Origin of the sequence: Kitasatospora sp. NPDC057965, assembly GCF_042887135.1 — a bacterium.
Lineage (GTDB): Bacteria > Actinomycetota > Actinomycetes > Streptomycetales > Streptomycetaceae > Kitasatospora.
In genome coordinates this window covers 57,392-74,493 of the sequence record NZ_JBHVPZ010000026.1, presented here as the reverse complement: position 1 = coordinate 74,493, position 17,102 = coordinate 57,392, and the positions used below count along the sequence as shown (strand labels likewise).

The 17,102-nt window shown below is 75.3% G+C and carries 14 protein-coding genes and 1 riboswitch; of the genes, 6 read left to right on the top strand and 8 right to left on the bottom strand.

Annotated features, from left to right (window positions below):
• Window positions 1-174 precede the first annotated feature (174 nt).
• The 3 genes from ACFVVU_RS29005 (at window position 175) to ACFVVU_RS28995 (ending at window position 3,421) form a co-directional block, all read left to right on the top strand.
• Window positions 175-1,782, top strand: a complete 1,608-nt coding sequence (locus tag ACFVVU_RS29005) for a dolichyl-phosphate-mannose--protein mannosyltransferase (protein ID WP_387793205.1) — start codon at window positions 175-177, stop codon at window positions 1,780-1,782.
• A 3-nt stretch (window positions 1,783-1,785) separates the two neighbouring features.
• Window positions 1,786-2,589, top strand: a complete 804-nt coding sequence (locus tag ACFVVU_RS29000) for an ABC transporter permease (RefSeq protein ID WP_387793203.1) — start codon at window positions 1,786-1,788, stop codon at window positions 2,587-2,589.
• 244 nt (window positions 2,590-2,833) lie between these two features.
• Window positions 2,834-3,421, top strand: a complete 588-nt coding sequence (locus ACFVVU_RS28995; protein ID WP_355362031.1) for a TMEM165/GDT1 family protein — start codon at window positions 2,834-2,836, stop codon at window positions 3,419-3,421.
• Between the two features lie 31 nt (window positions 3,422-3,452).
• On the opposite strand, the gene ACFVVU_RS28990 is transcribed toward ACFVVU_RS28995, so the two are convergent.
• Window positions 3,453-4,622: a peptidoglycan-binding protein gene (locus ACFVVU_RS28990; RefSeq protein WP_387793201.1), complete on the bottom strand. Its 1,170-nt coding sequence runs from the start codon at window positions 4,620-4,622 to the stop codon at window positions 3,453-3,455.
• A gap of 331 nt (window positions 4,623-4,953) precedes the next feature.
• On the opposite strand from ACFVVU_RS28990, the gene ACFVVU_RS28985 reads away from it, so the two are divergent.
• Genes ACFVVU_RS28985 through ACFVVU_RS28975 form a run of 3 tightly spaced genes read left to right on the top strand, consistent with a single transcriptional unit; the run spans window position 4,954 to window position 7,555 of the window.
• Window positions 4,954-7,026 (top strand): DHA2 family efflux MFS transporter permease subunit, encoded by a 2,073-nt coding sequence (locus tag ACFVVU_RS28985; protein WP_387793199.1) that lies wholly within the window; start codon window positions 4,954-4,956, stop codon window positions 7,024-7,026.
• A gap of 25 nt (window positions 7,027-7,051) precedes the next feature.
• Entirely contained in the window at window positions 7,052-7,183 is a 132-nt protein-coding gene (locus ACFVVU_RS28980; RefSeq protein WP_380682801.1) for a hypothetical protein, read from the top strand.
• A gap of 45 nt (window positions 7,184-7,228) precedes the next feature.
• Window positions 7,229-7,555, top strand: a complete 327-nt coding sequence (locus ACFVVU_RS28975) for an antibiotic biosynthesis monooxygenase family protein (protein ID WP_387793197.1) — start codon at window positions 7,229-7,231, stop codon at window positions 7,553-7,555.
• An 85-nt stretch (window positions 7,556-7,640) separates the two neighbouring features.
• Here ACFVVU_RS28975 and ACFVVU_RS28970 read toward each other — a convergent pair whose 3' ends face one another.
• The 7 genes from ACFVVU_RS28970 to ACFVVU_RS28940 form a co-directional block, all read right to left on the bottom strand.
• Window positions 7,641-10,088, bottom strand: a complete 2,448-nt coding sequence (locus ACFVVU_RS28970) for an LPXTG cell wall anchor domain-containing protein (RefSeq protein WP_387793195.1) — start codon at window positions 10,086-10,088, stop codon at window positions 7,641-7,643.
• 121 nt (window positions 10,089-10,209) lie between these two features.
• Window positions 10,210-11,115, bottom strand: a complete 906-nt coding sequence (locus ACFVVU_RS28965; RefSeq protein WP_380682798.1) for an ECF transporter S component — start codon at window positions 11,113-11,115, stop codon at window positions 10,210-10,212.
• On the bottom strand, window positions 11,112-12,725 hold the full coding sequence (locus tag ACFVVU_RS28960) for an ABC transporter ATP-binding protein (protein WP_387793192.1): 1,614 nt from the start codon (window positions 12,723-12,725) through the stop codon (window positions 11,112-11,114). The genes ACFVVU_RS28965 and ACFVVU_RS28960 overlap by 4 nt, the downstream gene beginning before the upstream one ends.
• Entirely contained in the window at window positions 12,722-13,906 is a 1,185-nt protein-coding gene (locus tag ACFVVU_RS28955; RefSeq protein ID WP_387793189.1) for a CbiQ family ECF transporter T component, read from the bottom strand. The genes ACFVVU_RS28960 and ACFVVU_RS28955 overlap by 4 nt, the downstream gene beginning before the upstream one ends.
• Window positions 13,907-14,050: 144 nt before the next feature.
• Window positions 14,051-14,704 (bottom strand): SCO2322 family protein, encoded by a 654-nt coding sequence (locus ACFVVU_RS28950; protein WP_387793187.1) that lies wholly within the window; start codon window positions 14,702-14,704, stop codon window positions 14,051-14,053.
• 101 nt (window positions 14,705-14,805) lie between these two features.
• Window positions 14,806-16,083 (bottom strand): prenyltransferase/squalene oxidase repeat-containing protein, encoded by a 1,278-nt coding sequence (locus tag ACFVVU_RS28945; protein ID WP_387793185.1) that lies wholly within the window; start codon window positions 16,081-16,083, stop codon window positions 14,806-14,808.
• A gap of 116 nt (window positions 16,084-16,199) precedes the next feature.
• A riboswitch (cobalamin riboswitch) is annotated at window positions 16,200-16,265 on the bottom strand.
• 131 nt (window positions 16,266-16,396) lie between these two features.
• Window positions 16,397-17,032, bottom strand: coding sequence for a TetR family transcriptional regulator (locus tag ACFVVU_RS28940; RefSeq protein ID WP_380682793.1), 636 nt, complete (start codon window positions 17,030-17,032; stop codon window positions 16,397-16,399).
• Window positions 17,033-17,102: the final 70 nt, after the last annotated feature.

The window sequence follows — 17,102 nt, the reverse complement described above, 5'->3', positions numbered from 1 at the left end:
GCACCGCCCCGACGGGCGCCGGACAGGTCACCTGTCCGGCGCCCGTCGCGCTTGGTTTCACGCTCGGCGGCACATAGTGTCAGTGGCTGTCGACCGTCCGGCCGGCCCGGGGGGCACCGGCCGGCCACGACCGGCACAGGCGAGACAGGCGAAATCGGCGAGGCTATCCACACCATGATCCAAGCGGCGCTCACCCACCCCCCGGCGGAAGCGGCACCCGCCGACCCGGCACCGGAGCGGCGGGGGCTGCTGCGCCGGGCGGCGGACCGCTCCGACTGGCTCGGACCGATCGCCGTGGCGGTCTTCGCCGGGCTGCTGCGGTTCTGGAACCTCGGCTACCCCAACGCCTTCGTCTTCGACGAGACCTACTACCCCAAGGACGCCTGGTCCCTGCTCCAGCAGGGCTACGAGGGCACCTGGCCGGAGCACGCCAACGAGCAGATCCTGGCCGTCCCGCAGCAGGTCCCGCTGACCCCCGCGCCCGAGTTCATCGCCCACCCGCCGCTCGGCAAATGGGTGATGTCCCTCGGCGAGTGGGCCTTCGGCCTGCACCCCTTCGGCTGGCGCTTCATGACCGCGCTGCTCGGCACCGTCACCGTGCTGATGCTCGCCAGGATCGGCCGCCGGCTCTTCGGCTCCACCCTGATCGGCTGCACCGCCGCCCTGCTGATGGCCGTCGACGGCCTCCAGCTGGTGATGAGCCGGGTGGGCCTGCTCGACGGCGTCCAGATGTTCTTCGTCCTGGCCGCCTTCGGGGCGCTGCTGATCGACCGCGACCGCACCCGCGCCCGGCTCGCCGCCGTCCTGCCCGAGCGCGGCGGCGACACCGTGCGGCTCGGGTGGCGGCCCTGGCGGATCACCGCCGGGCTCTGCCTGGGCGCCGCCGCCGGGGTCAAGTGGAACGGCGCCATGGTGCTCGCCGCCTTCGGCCTGCTCACCGTGCTGTGGGACCAGTCGGGCCGCCGCTGGGCCGGCGCCCGCCGCCCCTGGCGCGCGATGCTCCGCCTCGACGCGCTGCCCGCCTTCCTCGCCATGGTCGGCTCCGCGTTCCTCGTCTACCTCGGCGGCTGGTCCGGCTGGCTGTTCACCCGCGGCGGCTTCGACCGCCAGTGGGCCGACGGCCGGGCCGGGCTCTCCCCGGACAGCGTGCTCGGCATCGGGCTGCCGCAGGTGTCGATGAGCTGGGTGCCCGCGCCGCTGCGCAGCCTCTGGCACTACCACGCCCAGATGTACGACTTCAATACCGGCCTGAGCAGCCCGCACACCTACCAGTCCAACCCGTTCAGCTGGCTGGTCCAGGGCCGGCCGGTCTCCATGTACTGGGAGCAGGTGCCGGCCGGCCAGCGCGGCTGCACCGACTCCGGCGGCTGCGCGGCGCAGATCCTCGGCCTCGGCACCCCGCTGCTCTGGTGGACGGCCTGCATCGCGCTGGTCTACCTGCTCTGGCGCTGGGTCTTCCGCCGGGACTGGCGCTCCGGCGCGGTGCTGTGCGGCGTGGCCGGCGTCTACCTGCCGTGGTTCCAGTACCAGGAGCGGACGGTCTTCTCCTTCTACATGGTGGTGCTCGTCCCCTTCCTCTGCCTGGCCGTGGCGCAGATGCTGGGAGCGATGCTGGGGCCGCAGGGGTGCCCGCCCGAACGGCGCCGGATCGGTGCGATCGGCGCCGGGCTGATCGTGCTGGCGATCATGGCCTGCTTCGCCTTCTTCTACCCGCTGTACACGGCGGAGGTGATCCCGATGTCGTCCTGGCAGGACCGGATGTGGTTCACCAGCTGGATCTGACCGGTGCCCGGCCGGTCGGGCACGTCGTCGCTCGCCGCCGCGGGGCAGCTGCTGCCGGTCACCCCGGGGCTGGGCGTGGTCACCGCCGTGCTGCTGCTGGCCGGCGTGGCCGTCGCCGGGTGGGGGCGGCTCGGCCAGGGGCACGCCGTCCTGCGGGCCGGGCTGCGCGCGGTGGTGCAGCTCGCCGCCGTCGCGCTGGTGATCACCTGGGTGGTCGGATCGCGCTGGTGGTCGGCGCTCTTCGTGCTGCTGATGTTCACGGTCGCGGTGCGCACCGCCGGGCGGCGGATGGTGCCGGCCCCCGGGCGCGGCTGGCTGTGGGCGGCCGCGCCGATCGGGGCCGGGGTGCTGCCGGTGCTCCTGCTGCTGCTCGGCAGCGGGCTGCTGCCGTTCGAGGGCCTGTCGGTCATCCCGGTCGCCGGCATCCTGATCGGCGGCGCGCTCACCGCCACCTCGCTGTCCGGGCGGCGCGCCCTGGACGAGCTGCGCCAGCGGCACGGTGAGGTCGAGGCGGCGCTGGCGCTCGGTTTCGAGGACCGGGACGCCCGGATGGAGATCTGCCGCACCGCCGCCGCCACCTCGCTCGTCCCGGCGCTCGACCAGACCCGCACGGTGGGCCTGGTCACCCTGCCGGGCGCCTTCGTCGGCATGCTGCTCGGCGGGGCCTCGCCGGTCCAGGCGGGCGCGGTGCAGCTGTTCGTGCTGGTCGGGCTGCTGGCGGTGGAGTCGGTGGCGGTCGTGGTGGTGCTGGAGCTGGTCGGCCGGGGGCTGGTGAGCGCCGGGCGGCCGGGGGACGTGATCGGGTAGGCTGGGCGGCGTTGAAGGGGAGTAGCCCTCCACCGGACCGTCGACATACTGGCCCCTCGGGCCCGGCGCCCGGGGCACCCGCGGTTCTGCGACCGGTGCCGGCGAGACCTTCGGCCGCAGTGCTGTGTGGACGGACGCGCGTCGTGCGCGTGCCGTGGAATGCCAACCAGTGCTGTCGGGCCGGAGCGACCCCTGACGGAGCTGCTGCGGGCCGGCAGCCCGAACCCGAGGGACACCACCCCCGATGAGTCTGACCGTTGCCGTGATCACCTTCGGCATCATTTTCCTGTCCGAACTGCCGGACAAGACCGCCCTGGCCAGCCTGATGCTCGGCGCCAAGTACCGGGCGAGCTACGTCTTCGCCGGCATCGCCGCGGCCTTCGCCCTGCAGGTGGGCATCGCGCTGGTCGCCGGGCACCTGCTCTCGCTGCTGCCGCACCGCTGGGTGGAGGGCGTCACCGGTGTGCTGTTCCTGGCCGGCGCGGCGATGCTGCTGTTCCACGGCGGGGGTGACGAGGAGGACGGTCACGCCGCCAAGGAGCCGTCCGCCAACAGCTTCTGGAAGGTCGCCGGGGCCAGCTTCGTGGTCGTGGCGATCGCCGAGTTCGGCGACCTGACCCAGATCATGACCGCCAACCTGGCCGCCAAGTACGCCGACCCGCTCGCGGTGGGCCTGGGTGCCTGGCTGGCGCTGTGCGCGGTGGCGGGGATCGCGATCCTGGGCGGGCAGAAGCTGCTGAAGCACGTGCCGATGAAGATGATCATCCGGTTCGCGGCGGGTGTGATGGTGCTGATGGCCGCGTTCAGCATCTTCCAGGCGATCAAGGGCTGACGCGGCGGGCGGTCCGGTGCGCCCCGTCCGTTCAGCAGCCGGTGCGGGCCTCCAGGGCGGCGCGGGTGCTCGGGCCGTAGACACCACGGGCGTCGCCCCGGATGCCGTTGATGTCCTGGAAGTACATGACGATGAGCTTGGTGCGGTCGTCGTACTTTCCGGTCGGGGGCACCTTCTCCCAGCAGATCACGACGGCGAGTTGCCGCTGGAGCGCCTGGACGTCGGGCCCCTCCATCCCGTACTCCAGGACCCGGATCGTCGGGGTCGGCGCCGGTGTCGGGGAGGCGGTGGGGGAGGGGGCGGCCGGGGTGGGCGGTGCGGTGCTGAGCGCGGGCGGCGGGGCGGTGGGGAGCGGCGCCGGTGGTGCGGGTGGGGCGGTGGCGGCCGGGTTCGGCTCCGGCGCCTTCACCGGCGGGGCGGCGGCCACCGTGGTGGCGGGGGCGTCCGGCGGCGGGGTGCCGGTCGGGGACTTGCTCGGCGACGCCTTGGCGGTCGTCCGGGACGGGGTCGGCGTCGGCGTCGGGGTGTCCTCGGTGGGCGGCGGCGCGCTCGGGCTCGGCTGGGCCGGCGTGGTCGGGTCCACCGGCGCCAGGCCGAGCGTGGCGGTCGGCACGGGGGCCGCCCCGTCGGGCGGTGCGGGGGAGGGGGTGAGCGCGTAGGCGAGGCCCACGGTGACGGCCAGCAGGCCGGCGCCGGCCGCGATCAGCAGGCCCTTGCGGCGGGCGAGCGGTCCGCGGGCGCTCTCCTGCTCCGCCGCGCGCCGGGCGGCCCGGCCGCCGCCGGTCGGGGCCTCGGGCGCGGCGTGGGCGAACGGGAACACACCGAGCTCGTCCTCGGCGGGCGCGGCCGGAGCGCCGTGCGGCGGCCGGCCCAGCGGCGGGAACTGCGGGGTGGCGGCGACGGGCGGCAGCACGGTGGTCGCGTAGGCGTCGGCGTCCGGGCCCAGCGGGGGAGCGGCGGGCGGCAGCACGGTGGTGCCGAACGGGTCGGTGACCGGGGGCGGCGGCACCGCTTCGTAGGCCGCCCCGGGCGGCGGGCCGTCGATGACCTGGCCGACGGCCTGCGGCACGTACGGGCGGACCAGCGGCGGGCCTTCCAGGTGCGGCAGGACGGTGGTCTCGTCGAGGCTGCCGTCCGGGACGAGGCAGCCGCACCCGGTGGAGCGTGCGGTGCCGCACGTCGGGCAGTGCTGGTCCGGCATCGGCCGGCCCTCCTGGGTATCTCGGTCGGTGGCGGTCTCGGACCCGGGCTCTGGTCGGACTCGTGTGCGGACGTCGGACGGGCCTGATTATGCAGGACGTCCCCGAGGGGGGACAGGGGCGTCCGGCGCGTTGTGGGGGTCTTGTGCCGGTTGGTGGTGGTTTGCGGCCGATGGACGGTCGATGTGTCGACGTGGAGGTCGCGACGGCGTCCCGCCCAGCGGGCGCCCTTACGCTCGGCTCAACCGAAAAAGTGCGAATCGGTGCATTTCTGACAGCATGGTGAGCCGGGAGTGATCACCGCAGAGCTGCTGCTACGGATACGGAGACGCCATGACGGATCCGATCGCCGCGTCCGACCGGGTCCCGGCGGGCGAACCGGGCCCGCCCCAGCCTGCCCCCGGCAACCTGTGGGTGCCGATCGGGGCCCTGCTGCTGGCGATGCTGCTCGCGGCGCTCGACCAGACCATCGTCTCCACCGCCCTGCCCACCATCGTCAGCGACCTCGGCGGCCTGGAGCACCTCTCCTGGGTGGTCACCGCGTACCTGCTCGCCTCCACCGCGGCCACCCCGCTCTGGGGCAAGCTCGGCGACATGTACGGCCGGAAGGTCTTCTTCCAGGCGTCCATCGTGATCTTCCTGCTGGGCTCGGTGCTGTGCGGCATCGCCCAGAACATGGGCGAGTTGATCGCCTTCCGCGCCCTGCAGGGCCTGGGCGGCGGCGGGCTGATCGTGCTCTCCCAGGCCATCGTCGGGGACCTCGTCGCCCCCCGGGACCGCGGCAAGTACCAGGGCGTCTTCGGTGCCGTCTTCGGCGTCACCAGCGTGCTCGGCCCGCTGCTCGGCGGACTGTTCGTCGACAACCTCAGCTGGCGCTGGGTGTTCTACGTCAACCTGCCGATCGGCGTGGTCGCGCTCGCCGTGATCGCGGCCGTGCTGCACGGCACGCAGACCCGGCGCCGGCACCGGATCGACTACCTCGGCACCACGCTGATCGCGGCCGTCGCCACCTGCGTGGTGCTGGTGACCTCGCTCGGCGGCACCACCTGGGCGTGGGGCTCCTGGCAGATCGTCGGCCTGGGCGTGCTCGGCCTGGTCCTGCTGGGCGCCTTCGTCCTGGTGGAGCGGACCGCCGTCGAACCCGTTCTGCCGCTGCGGCTGTTCCGCTCCCGGACGTTCAGCCTGGTGGCCGTCATCTCCTTCGTGGTCGGCTTCGCGATGTTCGGCGCGCTCACCTACCTGCCGACCTTCCTCCAGATCGTGATGGGCGTCTCGCCGACGATGTCCGGCATCCACATGCTGCCGATGGTGATCGGCATGCTGATCACCTCGATCGGATCCGGGCAGATCGTGGCCCGCACCGGTCGCTACCGGGTCTTTCCGATCGCCGGAACGGCCATCACCGTCGTCGGCCTGCTGCTGCTCTCCACGCTCGACGAACACACCAGCACCTTTGTGATGAGCTGCTGGTTCCTGGTCTTCGGCCTCGGCCTCGGTCTGGTGATGCAGGTGCTGGTACTGATCGTGCAGAACTCGGTCGGCTACCAGGACCTCGGCGTCGCCACCGCCGGCGCCACCTTCTTCCGCTCCATCGGCGCCTCGGTCGGGGTCTCCGTCTTCGGCACGGTCTTCGCCTCCGGGCTCAACCGCCGCCTGCGTGACGCGCTGGCCGGAATCCCGCTGCCGCCCGGCTTCGAGCCGGGGACCATCGCCTCCGATCCGCGCGTCATCGGACAGCTGCCCGCCGCCGCCCAGGCCGGGATCCACCACGCCTACGCCGAGTCGATCACCCGGGTCTTCCTCTACGCGGTGCCGGTGGCCGTGGTCGCCTTCGTCCTCTCGCTGTTCCTGCGGGAGCAGAAGCTGCGCAGCACCGTGACCGCCCCCGACCTGAGCGAGTCGATCGGCGTCAACCCGGTGGAGCGCTCCTCGCTGGACGAGATCAGCCGTGCCCTGTCGGTGCTGAGCACCCGTGAGGCGCGGCGCGACCTGTTCAAACGGATCACCGCCACCGCCGGCCTCGACCTCAAGCCCGCCTCCAGCTGGCTGCTGCTCCAGATGCACCACCACGGTTCCGTGGAGCCGGCCGAACTGGCGGAGCGCCGGATCATCCCGTTCCCGGTGGTGGAGGAGGCGGTGCGCGAGGTCGAGGGCCGCGGTCTGGCCGCCCGCGCCGGCGGGCTGCCGCTGCGCCTCACCGAACCGGGCGAGGCGGTGGCCCTCCAGCTGGTCGCCGCCCGGCGCACGCAGCTGGCCGAACTGCTCGGTGACTGGGACGAGAAGCAGTACACCGATCTCGCCGACCTGCTCACCCGGATGGCCTCCACCCTCTGCGCCGACGCCCGCGACCGCCCCGACCCGCCCGGCCACGAGCCCCCGTACCACGGGGAGGGCCGCTCCTTCTGACGTCGTCGCCGCCGGCGACACCCTCGTGCTGCCCGCCGGAGCCCCGCGCCGGCTGCGCTCCGACGAGGGCTTCACCGCCGTGGTCGCCTCCCTGGCGCCGTCCACCGCGCACAACCTGGAGACCGGGGACAGGGTCGCCCCGCCGTGGATCGTGTGAGGTGTAGCAGACTGCCTTCTCAGAACAACCCCGAGGAGGTACGGCGTGTCCGTCGTCAAGATCAATGTCCTGACCGTCCCCGCTGAGCAGCGGGAGGAGCTGGAGAAGCGTTTCGCCGCCCGGGCCGGCGCGGTGGAGAACTCGGACGGCTTCGAGTACTTCGAGCTGCTGCGCCCGGTCGAGGGCACCGACCAGTACCTCGTGTACACCCGCTGGCGCGACGAGGAGTCCTTCCAGGCCTGGCTCACCGGCCCGATGCGCTCGGCCCACCGCCCCGCCACCCCCGAGGGCGAGGCCCCGCAGCGCCCCGCCGCCACCGGCTCGACCCTCTGGTCCTTCGACGTCGTCCAGGCCACCGGCCCCAAGGCTTGAGCCCGACACACACGAGGCCGCGCCCACGCGGGGAGCGTGGGCGCGGCCGTCGGTGTCCGCCGTGCGGGCGTCGTCCCTAGGGGACTCAGCGGGTGCGGCGGGCCCGGATCACCAGGAGCGCGCCGGCCGCGACGGTGCCGAGCGCGGCGAGCCCGACGAGGGGCAGCAGCCGGCTGTCGCTACCGGTCTCGGGGAGGTGGCCGCCGTGGTGCGGGGGACCGTTCGGGCCGGGCTCCGGGCTGTGGCCGGGGTTCGGGTTCGAACTGTGACTGTGGGTCGGGCTCGGGCTGGGGCTGGGGCTCGAACTGTGGCTGTGGGTCGGACTGGGGCTCGGGCTCGGGCTCGGACCATGGCTGTGGGTCGGGCTGGGGCTCGGGCTGTGGGTCGGACGAGGGCTGTGGGTCGGACTGTGGCTGTGGCTCGGGCTCGGGCTCGGGCTCGGGCTGGGGCTGGGCACGGTGACCGGAACCTCGGCGCGGCAGCGCGGGTCGGTCGATCCCGGCGGGCAGTTGTTCGGGAAGGTGCCGGAGGTGACGGCGTTGCGCAGTACCGCGTCGGCGGCCAGCGGGGAGTGCACGGTGACGGAGTAGTCGATCGTCGCGTTGGCCCCGGCGGGCAGATCACCGGTCCAGGTCAGCGTGGTGCCCGCGAAGGTGACGCTCCCGCGGTCCGCGACGGCGTCGTTGTTGTACGCGGCCGAGTTCAGCAGACCCGACAGGTCGTCGGTCAGGGTGACGCCCGGGGCGTCGACCTGGCTGGTGTTGGTGACCTGGATCCGGTAGCGGACGGTGTCACCGGGCCGGGCGCTACCGGGGGTGGCGGTCTTGACGATGGTGTAGCCGGGGACCTCGGCGACGGTGTTGCGCACGGTGTTGCTGGTGCGCTCCTGCTCCCGCTGGGTCTGGCTGCCCCGGAAGTGGAGCGTGGCCGTGTCGTCGAGGTGGGTGCCGACGGCGGCCGAGTCGTCGACGGTGACCTGGAAGGCGACCGTGGCCTCGGCGCCGGGTGCCAGGTCGGCGACCGTGCAGGTGACGGTCTGTCCGGAGGCCTGGCAGGCGGGGTTGGACCCGGCGACGAAGGTGGTGCCGACCGGGATCCGGTCGGTCACGGTGACGCCGGTCGCGGTGTCGAGGTCGGTGGCGCTGCCGTCCTGGTGGCGGTTGGCCACCGTGAACGAGTAGGTGATGGTCTGACCGGGGCCGACCAGGCCGGGCGGGTTGTCGTCGGGGCTGCCGGGCGGATTGTTGGCCTTCGAGATCTGGAGGTCGGGTTCGAGGGCGTCCAGGGCCAGCCAGAGCGCCTGGGGCTCCAGCGCGTCACCGGCGCCGCTGATGCGGACCAGGGCCTGGTGGCTGCCGGCCGGGATCTTGCCGGTGACGTCGATCATCCGGGCGTCGTAGCCGTAGTTGTTGACCGGGTCCGGATCGCGGGTGGTGATGTTGGTGCCGGTCCCGTCCGTCGCGACGTGGTCGATCCGGCTGGTGAAGGCGTTGTCCGTGCCGATACCGGTGGGGCCGGGCATCGGCAGCAGGGTCAGGTTGTCCGTCGCGGAGCCGACCGCCAGGGTGTCGCCGGCGATCGGGGCGTCACCGTCGCCCACGGTGATCCCCATGATCGCCTTCGGGGCCGTGGTGGCGGGGGTGCGGATGCCCCCGAGCGTGATCGTCGTCTCGTTGTCCGGGTCGCGCAGCAGCTGGTAGCCGTCCCAGACCTGGAGGTAGCGCAGCGGCTCCGCCGGGTTCTCGTAGGCGACGACCAGGGACCAGCCGCCCCAGCAGCCGACGTTGTTGCCGCCGAAGTTCTGCGCGGAGGAACGTCCGGCGCACGCCTGGATGTCCGCGACGGTGTAGCTGCCCGGGCCGGCGGCCTTCACCTCCGCGGTCACGTCCTTGACCGCCCCGGCGGCCAGCAGCGGCTCCGGCGGGGTGCCACCGACCATCTGGTCGAACCAGTCGTAGGTGTCCGCAGTCACCTGCTCGTAGCCGCTCGCCCCGGGGACCTTCCAGAAGACCTGGTTGCCGGTGTTGATGTCCCCGGAGGTGCCGCCCATGGTGCTGGTGTTGGTCGGGTTGAACTGCCAGTACAGCCGGGCCGACAGGACGTTGGCGCCGGCCGGCAGCAGCAGCTGCGCGGAAGAGGCGTTGGGCCCCGGCGCGTTCGGGTCGACCTTGACGAACTTGGTCCGGCCGTTGTTCGACCCCTCGGTGTCCGAGCAGACCGTGCCGTCGCTGTCGTCGCAGGTCAGCACCGAGTTGGACGCCATGGTGAGGTTGCCGTGCGCCAGGAGGTCGACCACCGGGTCCGGGCCGATCGGACGCTGCGTCCCGGCCCCCCTCGGTTTCGGCTGGGCGGCCTTGGCCTTGGCCTTGGCCACAGGTTCCGCGGCCGGCCGGACGTGGTCGGCGCTCGCCGCCTCCGCCTGGGCCGCCGGGGCCGGATCGGTCAGTGCGGCGGCGCCCGCACCGAGCACCACCGCCAGCAACGCGGACAGGACGTACCGCGGCCGCGGCCGCAGTCTTCGGACAGGGGACACGGGAACCTCGCTGTCGGGGGGTGACGCTGACAGCAGAACCTCGTACCTGGATCGACCGGCGCCGAATCCCGACCGGCGGGACCTTCATACGGCTGGGGCAGCCGAAGACGGCGGACCGTCGTCAGGGGCGGGCGGTGTGGTTCACCCCTTCGGTCGGCGGGGTGCTGCCGGGCGGGTGAGCCGGTGGGCGGAAGGCGACCGGGGCGGTGAAGGCGGCGCGGCGGGTGGCGCGGCGCAGGGCGCGCAGCAGCGGGGTGCCGAGGGTCAGGCAGAGGACGACGGTGAGCGCGGCGCGCGGGAGGTCCCAGCCGAGCGAGGTGGTCAGGCAGTAGGCGGCGAAGCGGACCAGGTTGTCGGAGAGCGGATCGCCCGGGACGAAGGAGATCGAGCTCGCCAGGCCCGCGATGTAGGGCCAGCCCTGGAGGTTCATGACCACGCCGTAGAGGAGGGAGGCCGCGGCTCCGTAGCCGGCGAGGACGACGAGTTCGCGGCGGCCGCGCAGCCGGGCCGGGCCGGGCAGGAGACCGGCCCCGAGGCTCACCCAGCCCATCGCGAGCATCTGGAACGGCAGCCAGGGCCCGACGCCGCCGGTCAGCAGGGCGGAGGCGAACATCGACAGCGCGCCGAGCACGAAGCCGAAGCCCGGCCCGAGCACCCGGCCGGCCAGCACCATCAGGAAGAACATCGGCTCCAGCCCGGCGGTGCCCGCGCCGAGCGGGCGCAGCGCGGCGCCGGCGGCGGCCAGCACGCCGAGCAGGGCCACCGACTTGGCGTCCAGGCCGGGCGCGCCGCCGCCCGCCGCGCGGCCCTCGGAGATCTGGGCGACGAGCACGGCGAGCAGCAGCGGGAGCAGCAGGGCGAACAGCCAGGGGGCGTCGGCGGAGTGGCCGACCAGGGCGGAGTCCGTGGCGGCGAGCAGCGGCCAGCCGAAGCCCGCCACGCCGACCAGGGAGACCAGGGCGAGGGCGAGCACCGAGCGGCGGCCGAGCGGGACGGGGCGGGCCAGCGGGGCGTGCGGCGGGTTCACTCGGCGGCCTCGGCGAGGGCGTCGGCCACCTGGTGGACGGTCAGCCACGGGCCCGGCGCCAGGATCTTGGCGACCTGCGGGGCGAAGGCCGGTGAGCCGAGCACCACCTCAGGCGTCGGCCCGTCCGCGACGATCTCGCCGTCGGCCAGGACGGCGGTGCGGTGGGAGAGTTCGGCCGCGAGTTCGACGTCGTGGGTGGCGAGCAGTACCGCGTGGCCCGCGGCGGCGAGGTCGCGCAGGATCTCCACCAGCCGGGCCTTGGCCGCGTAGTCGAGGCCCCGGGTGGGCTCGTCGAGCAGGATCAGCGGAGGGCGGGCGGTGAGCACCACCGCCAGGGCGAGGGTGAGGCGCTGGCCCTCGGAGAGGTCGCGCGGGTGGGCGGTGTCGGCGAGGCCGGGCAGCAGGCGTTCGACCAGGGTCCGGCAGGTGCCCAGCTCGGCGCCCGCGTCGCGGTCGGCGGACGCGCACTCGGCGCTGACGCTCTCGCCGTACAGCAGGTCGCGCGGGTCCTGCGGGACGAGCCCGACCTGGCGGATCAGCTCGGCGGGCCGGGTGCGGTGCGGGGTGCGGCCGCCGACGGTGACCGAGCCGGCGGTGGGCGGGTGCAGGCCGACCAGGGTGCCGAGCAGGGTGGACTTGCCGGCGCCGTTGCGGCCCATCAGGGCGGTGACCTCGCCCGGGTGGAGGGTCAGGTCGACCCCGCGCAGGGCGGGGACGGGGCCGCGGCGGACCACCAGCCGGGCGGCGGTGGCGAGCGGCTCGCCGGGCCGGACGGCGGGCGGGGCGGGCGGGCGGTGCTCCGCCAGGCGGTCGCGCAGCCCGGCGGCCCGGCGGCGGGCGTCGCGGACGGTGAGCGGCAGCGGGCGCCAGCCGGCCAGCCGCCCGAGTCCGACCACCGGGGGGTGGACCGGCGCGTGCGCCATCACCTCGGCCGGCTCACCGAGCACCGGCGGCGCGCCGGGGGTCAGCAGCAGGACCCGGTCGGCGTACTGGACCACGCGCTCCAGCCGGTGCTCCGCCATCAGCACGGTGGTGCCGAGGTCGTGGACCAGCCGCTGGAGCACGGCCAGCACCTCCTCGGCGGCGCCCGGGTCCAGCGCGGAGGTGGGCTCGTCCAGCACCAGCACGCGCGGGTGGACGGTGAGCACCGAGCCGATCGCGACCCGCTGCTGCTGGCCGCCGGAGAGCGAGGCGAGGGCGCGGCGGCGCAGGTCGGCCAGGCCGAGCAGATCGAGGGTCTCCTCGACGCGGCGCCGCATCACGTCCGGCGGCAGGCCCAACGACTCCATGCCGTAGGCGAGTTCGTCCTCGACGGTGTCGGTGACGAAGTGCGCGCGGGGGTCCTGGCCCACCGTGCCGACCAGGTCGGCGAGGTCGCGCGGGCGGTGCTCACGGGTGTCGCGCCCGCCGACGGTGACCCGGCCGTGCAGCACGCCGCCGGTGAAGTGCGGGACGAGGCCGCTCACCGTGCCCAGCAGGGTGGACTTGCCGGAGCCCGACGGGCCGACGAGCAGGCAGAGTTCGCCCTCGGGGATCGTCAGGTCGACGCCGCTGAGCGCGGGGGCCGCGGCGTCGGCGTAGTGGACGCCGACCTGTTCGAAGGTGATCACGAGGTCCTCCGGGGCTGGGCCGGGTCGGTGTCGGTGGTGTCGGCGGTATCGGTCTTGGCGTCGGTGCCGGTGTCGGCCGTGGCGGCCGGCGGGGGCGGGGCCGCGAACGCGGGGACCAGTCCGAGCAGGACGGCCGCCGCGGCGGCGACCGGCAGGACGGGCGCGGTCGGCGGGACGACGGTGGGGGCGAAGGCGAGCGGGTCGAGCCCGGCGAGCCAGGCCGTCGACGCGGCGACCGCGACCCCGGACCCGGCGGTGAGCCACTCCGGCAGCGCCCACGGATCCGGCCGGTAGCGGGTGCGGACGGAACGTCGGCCGCCGAGCAGGAGCCCGGCGAAGGCGGCGGCCAGGCCGATCACGAGCACCGGCGGCGCCCACCCGGCGCCGCCCGCCGTCAGCAGTCCGTACGCGGCCAGGCAGACGCCGAGCAGCCCGGACAGCGTGAGCACGGCGGTGAGCACCGCCATCCGGCGCGGCACCGCGGCGGTCCGGCCGAAGCCGCGGGTGTCCATCGCGGCCGCCAGCGCCACCGAGCGCTCCAGCGCGCCCTCCAGGACGGGCAGGCCGACGCTGAGCACGGCGGCGATCCCGCGGTCGGTGCGTCCGCGCAGCCGGCGGGCGGCGCGCAGCCGCTGCACGTCGGCGACCAGGTTCGGGGCGAAGGTCATCGCGACCACGACGGCGACGCCCGCCTCGTAGAGCGCGCCGGGGAGCGTGCGCAGCAGGCGGGCCGGGCTGGCGAGGGCGTTCGCCGCGCCGACGCAGACCAGCAGGGTGGCCAGCCGCAGCCCGTCGTACAGCGCGGCGAGCAGGCCCTCGGCGGTGACCCGGCCGCCGATCCGCACACCCTGCGCCCAGACGGGCAGCGGGACTTCGGGGAGGGTGAACAGGACGTGGGTGCCGGGGACCGGCGAGCCGAGGAGGACGGCGAAGAGCAGGCGGATGCCGAGCACGAGGAGGCCCAGGCGCAGGAACGCGCCGTAGGAGCGCGACCAGGGGGCGTCGCCGCGCCGGGCGGCGACGACGTAACCGGCGACGGCGGCGAGCAGCAGCAGGACCAGCGGGTTGGTGGTGCGGGTGGCGGCCGCGCCCAGGCCGAGCGCCCACAGCCACCAGGCACCGGGGTGCAGGTGGCGCGGGCCGGCGGGGGGCCGGCGGCGGGCGGCGCGAGGTGTGGGCACGGTGGGGTCCAGGGGTGGGACGGTCGGTGGGGAGCGGGAAGTCGGACGGGCCGACTTTCCGTGCCCGGCTTACTGCGGCGGGGCTTTCTGCGCGGGGGCTGCTGCCACGCCGGGCCGCGGGGGCGGGGCCGGGCGGCGTGGTGCTCATCGGCGGTGGCGCACCTGCCAGGCGGCGCCCGCGCCGAGCACGACGACGAGCGCGAGGCCGGCGCCCACCCCGAGGGCGGGCCCGCTCGGGGAGGTCCGGGCGGCGCTCGCGCTATCCGCGGGGCGCTCGCCGCCGGCGGGCGCGCCGGCCGCGCCGAGCTGGTCGGCACACCCGGCGCGCGGGAACCCGGCGATGGCGCAGAGCAGGCCGTTGGTGTCGTACCGCAGCGGCGGCGCGACGGTGGCCAGCACCTCGGCCGAGCCGGCACGGGGCGCGACGACGGCACACGCGGTCCGCGGCGCGGGCGGGCTCTCGCCGCCCGGCGCGTCGGCGGCGCCGCCGAAGTCCAGGACCACGGCCACCCGCTTGCGCCCGTCCTGCGCCGGGGTGCCGGCGCAGAGGGCGGCGAAGTCCCCGGCCGCGGCGGGCCGGGCGGCGTCCCGCCCGCCGTCCGGGCTGACGGCGAACCGCCAGCCCTCCACCGCGCCGTCCGCCGGGACGTGCACGGCGGGCCCCTGCTGCTGGTACGCCCAGCCCCCGTCGGACCACTGCCAGAACGACCAGTACCGGTACCCGGCGGCCTGGGCCGGGGCAGCCGCGAGCACCAGCAGGATCAGCAGCCCGGTGATCACCCCGGCCGCGAACCGCACGGCCGCCCGCACCACCCGCCGCCGCGTCTCGGACCCGGGTCCGGACGCGGCGGGGTCCGGCGGGGCCGGCGGCTCCGGCCGCGGGGCCCGGCCGGGGGCGGTCACAGCTTCGCGCCGCGCTTGCGCTGGAGGCTCAGCAGGAGGCCGCCGCCGACGCCGATCAGCAGGCCGATGCCGAGCGGCCAGTACTTGTCGAGGCTGTCCTTGTCCTCCTTCTTCGCCGGCGCGCTCGCCGGGGCGGACGCGGCGGCGGTGGCCTTCGGCGCCGGGCCGAGCGCGGTCAGCTGCTTGACCAGGTCGGTCCCGCCGAAGGCGGCCGGGTCGCGCTGCGCCGCCTGGGCGACCAGCAGCAGCGTGGCGGTGGCGGCGGCGTCGGTGCCGCCCTTGGTCCAGCTGCCGCCCTCCTTGGCCAGCCAGTCGACGGCGCCCGCGGCCTGCTGCGGGTGGCCGCCCTGGACCAGGCCCAGCGCGCCCCAGGCGGTGGCCGCGTAGTCGGGGGCGGGCGCGGCGCCGGGCAGGGTCAGCGTCAGGTGCTGCCCGCCCGCCGCGAGCTGCGCGGTGAGGTACGCGCTCGCCGCCTCGCCGGAGTCGGCGCGCGGGACGGCCGTGGCGGTGGCACCGCCGTCCGGGCAGGCCAGGGCCTTGGGGGCGGCGTCGGAGCGGGTGGTGCCCACGACCGGCAGCCGGCCGCCGGTCGCGGCGAGCGAGGCCTGTCCGCCGGCCAGCCCGTTGGCCTCGGCGGGGGTGCCGTCCGGCGAGGTCTGGTAGACGAAGCCGCCGCGCTGCTCGGCGGGGGCGGCGCAGCCGAGCTGGAAGACGGCGAGCCCGTCGAAGGCGCTCCGGCCGGCCTTGGTGACGGTCGCGGGGTCGGCCTTGGCGGCGAGCAGCGCGTTGACGGCGAGGGCGGTGGAGTTGGCGTCGCCCGGGTTGCCGGGGTTGTAGGCCCAGCTGCCGTCCGGGTTCTGGTTGGCCCTGAACCACTGGACGCCCTTGTCCACCGCCTCCTGGTGGCCGCCGAGCGCGACCAGCGCCTGCACCGCGACGGCGGTCGCGTTGCTGTCCTCCGTCCTGGCGTCGCACGCGGCCGAGGCGTCGGCCCGGTACGAGGGCCAGCCGCCGTCCGCGCACTGCTGGCCGGTGAGCCAGGCGACGGCGGAGTCGGCCGGGGTCACCTTGGCGGTGGTGAGCGCGGTCAGGGCGAGCGCCTGCCGCCAGACGCCGTCGTAGGTCGGGTCGCCCTTGCCGTACAGGCCGTCGGGGACCGCGGCGGCGGGCGCCGTTCCGGCGCCGGGGGTGTCGGCCAGGGCCGGGGCGGCGGCGGTGCCGGTGAGCAGCGCGGCGGTCAGGGCGGCGGCGCCCAGACGGGCGGCGGTCAGCATGATCGGAGGTGTGCCTTTCGATGAGCGGTGCCGGCCCGGGCGGGCCGTCCCGTAGTCCTCGACGGTGCCCGGCGGCGGTGCGCCGGGCGTGGGGCCGCTCGCCCCTCCCCGGGCACTCCGGCTCGCCCGGCGGGCGGGCGCCGGGCTCACGGTTGCGGGGTCAGCGCCGGATTCGCACCGGCTTTCCCCGGAGGAGGAACGGATGGAGTTTGTCCTGCCCGTCGACTTTAGCCGCCGGTCCGGGCAGGCCGGAGCGGGCCGGGTGAGAACAGGTTCCAGTTCGGCCGGTCCCGGGGCGGCGGGAGCGCCGGTCTCAGGGCAGCGTGAGCAGCCGGGCCGCCGTGTGCAGGTCGGCCCGCACCTCGGCGAGCGAGGCGCGGCCGGAGAGCCAGGCGACCAGCGCCGCGTGCCAGGTGTGCTCGATCACCCGGACGGCGGCGCGCTGCGCCTCGGTGGGCGGTCCGGACTGCCCGATGGCGTCCAGGATGAGCTGCCCGGTGGCGGCGGAGACCTGGTCCACCTCGGCGCCCACCGAGCGGTCGGCGAAGGACAGCGCGCGGACCATCGCCTCGGCCAGCAGTGGTTCGCGCTGCAGCGCGTGGAACGCCCGGGTGAGCGTCTCGGCGACCCGCGGCGCCGGCTCGGACTCGACCGGCGGGTGCCGCCGGACCTGCTCCTGGAGGCCGCGCAACTGTTCCAGCATCACCGCCACCAGCAGGTGCACCTTGGACGGGAAGTAGCGGTAGAGCGTGCCCAGGGCCACCTGGGCACCTTCCGCGACCTCCCGCATCTGGACGGCGTCGTACCCGCCGCGCGCCGCCAGCGCGGTCGCGGTCCGCAGGATCCGCCGCCGCCGCTCCGCCTGCCGGGCGGTGAGCGGCGGCTCCGGCTGCCGCGCCGGCAGGGGCGGCAGGGGCGGGGGTGAGGGTGGTGACGACGGTGACGGCAAGGACACTCCCGGGCGTGGCGCGAATCACCAGCCCTGGATCCTGAGCGGAAGCTACGGGCCGGTATCTTCG

Excerpts from the sequence above, each read along its gene's own strand:
- ACFVVU_RS29005 (WP_387793205.1), top strand. The coding sequence starts at position 175 with ATGATCCAAGCGGCGCTCACCCACCCCCCGGCGGAAGCGGCACCCGCC.
- ACFVVU_RS28995 (WP_355362031.1), top strand. The coding sequence starts at position 2,834 with ATGAGTCTGACCGTTGCCGTGATCACCTTCGGCATCATTTTCCTGTCC.
- ACFVVU_RS28990 (WP_387793201.1), bottom strand. The coding sequence starts at position 4,622 with ATGCCGGACCAGCACTGCCCGACGTGCGGCACCGCACGCTCCACCGGG.
- ACFVVU_RS28985 (WP_387793199.1), top strand. The coding sequence starts at position 4,954 with ATGACGGATCCGATCGCCGCGTCCGACCGGGTCCCGGCGGGCGAACCG.
- ACFVVU_RS28945 (WP_387793185.1), bottom strand. The coding sequence starts at position 16,083 with ATGCTGACCGCCGCCCGTCTGGGCGCCGCCGCCCTGACCGCCGCGCTG.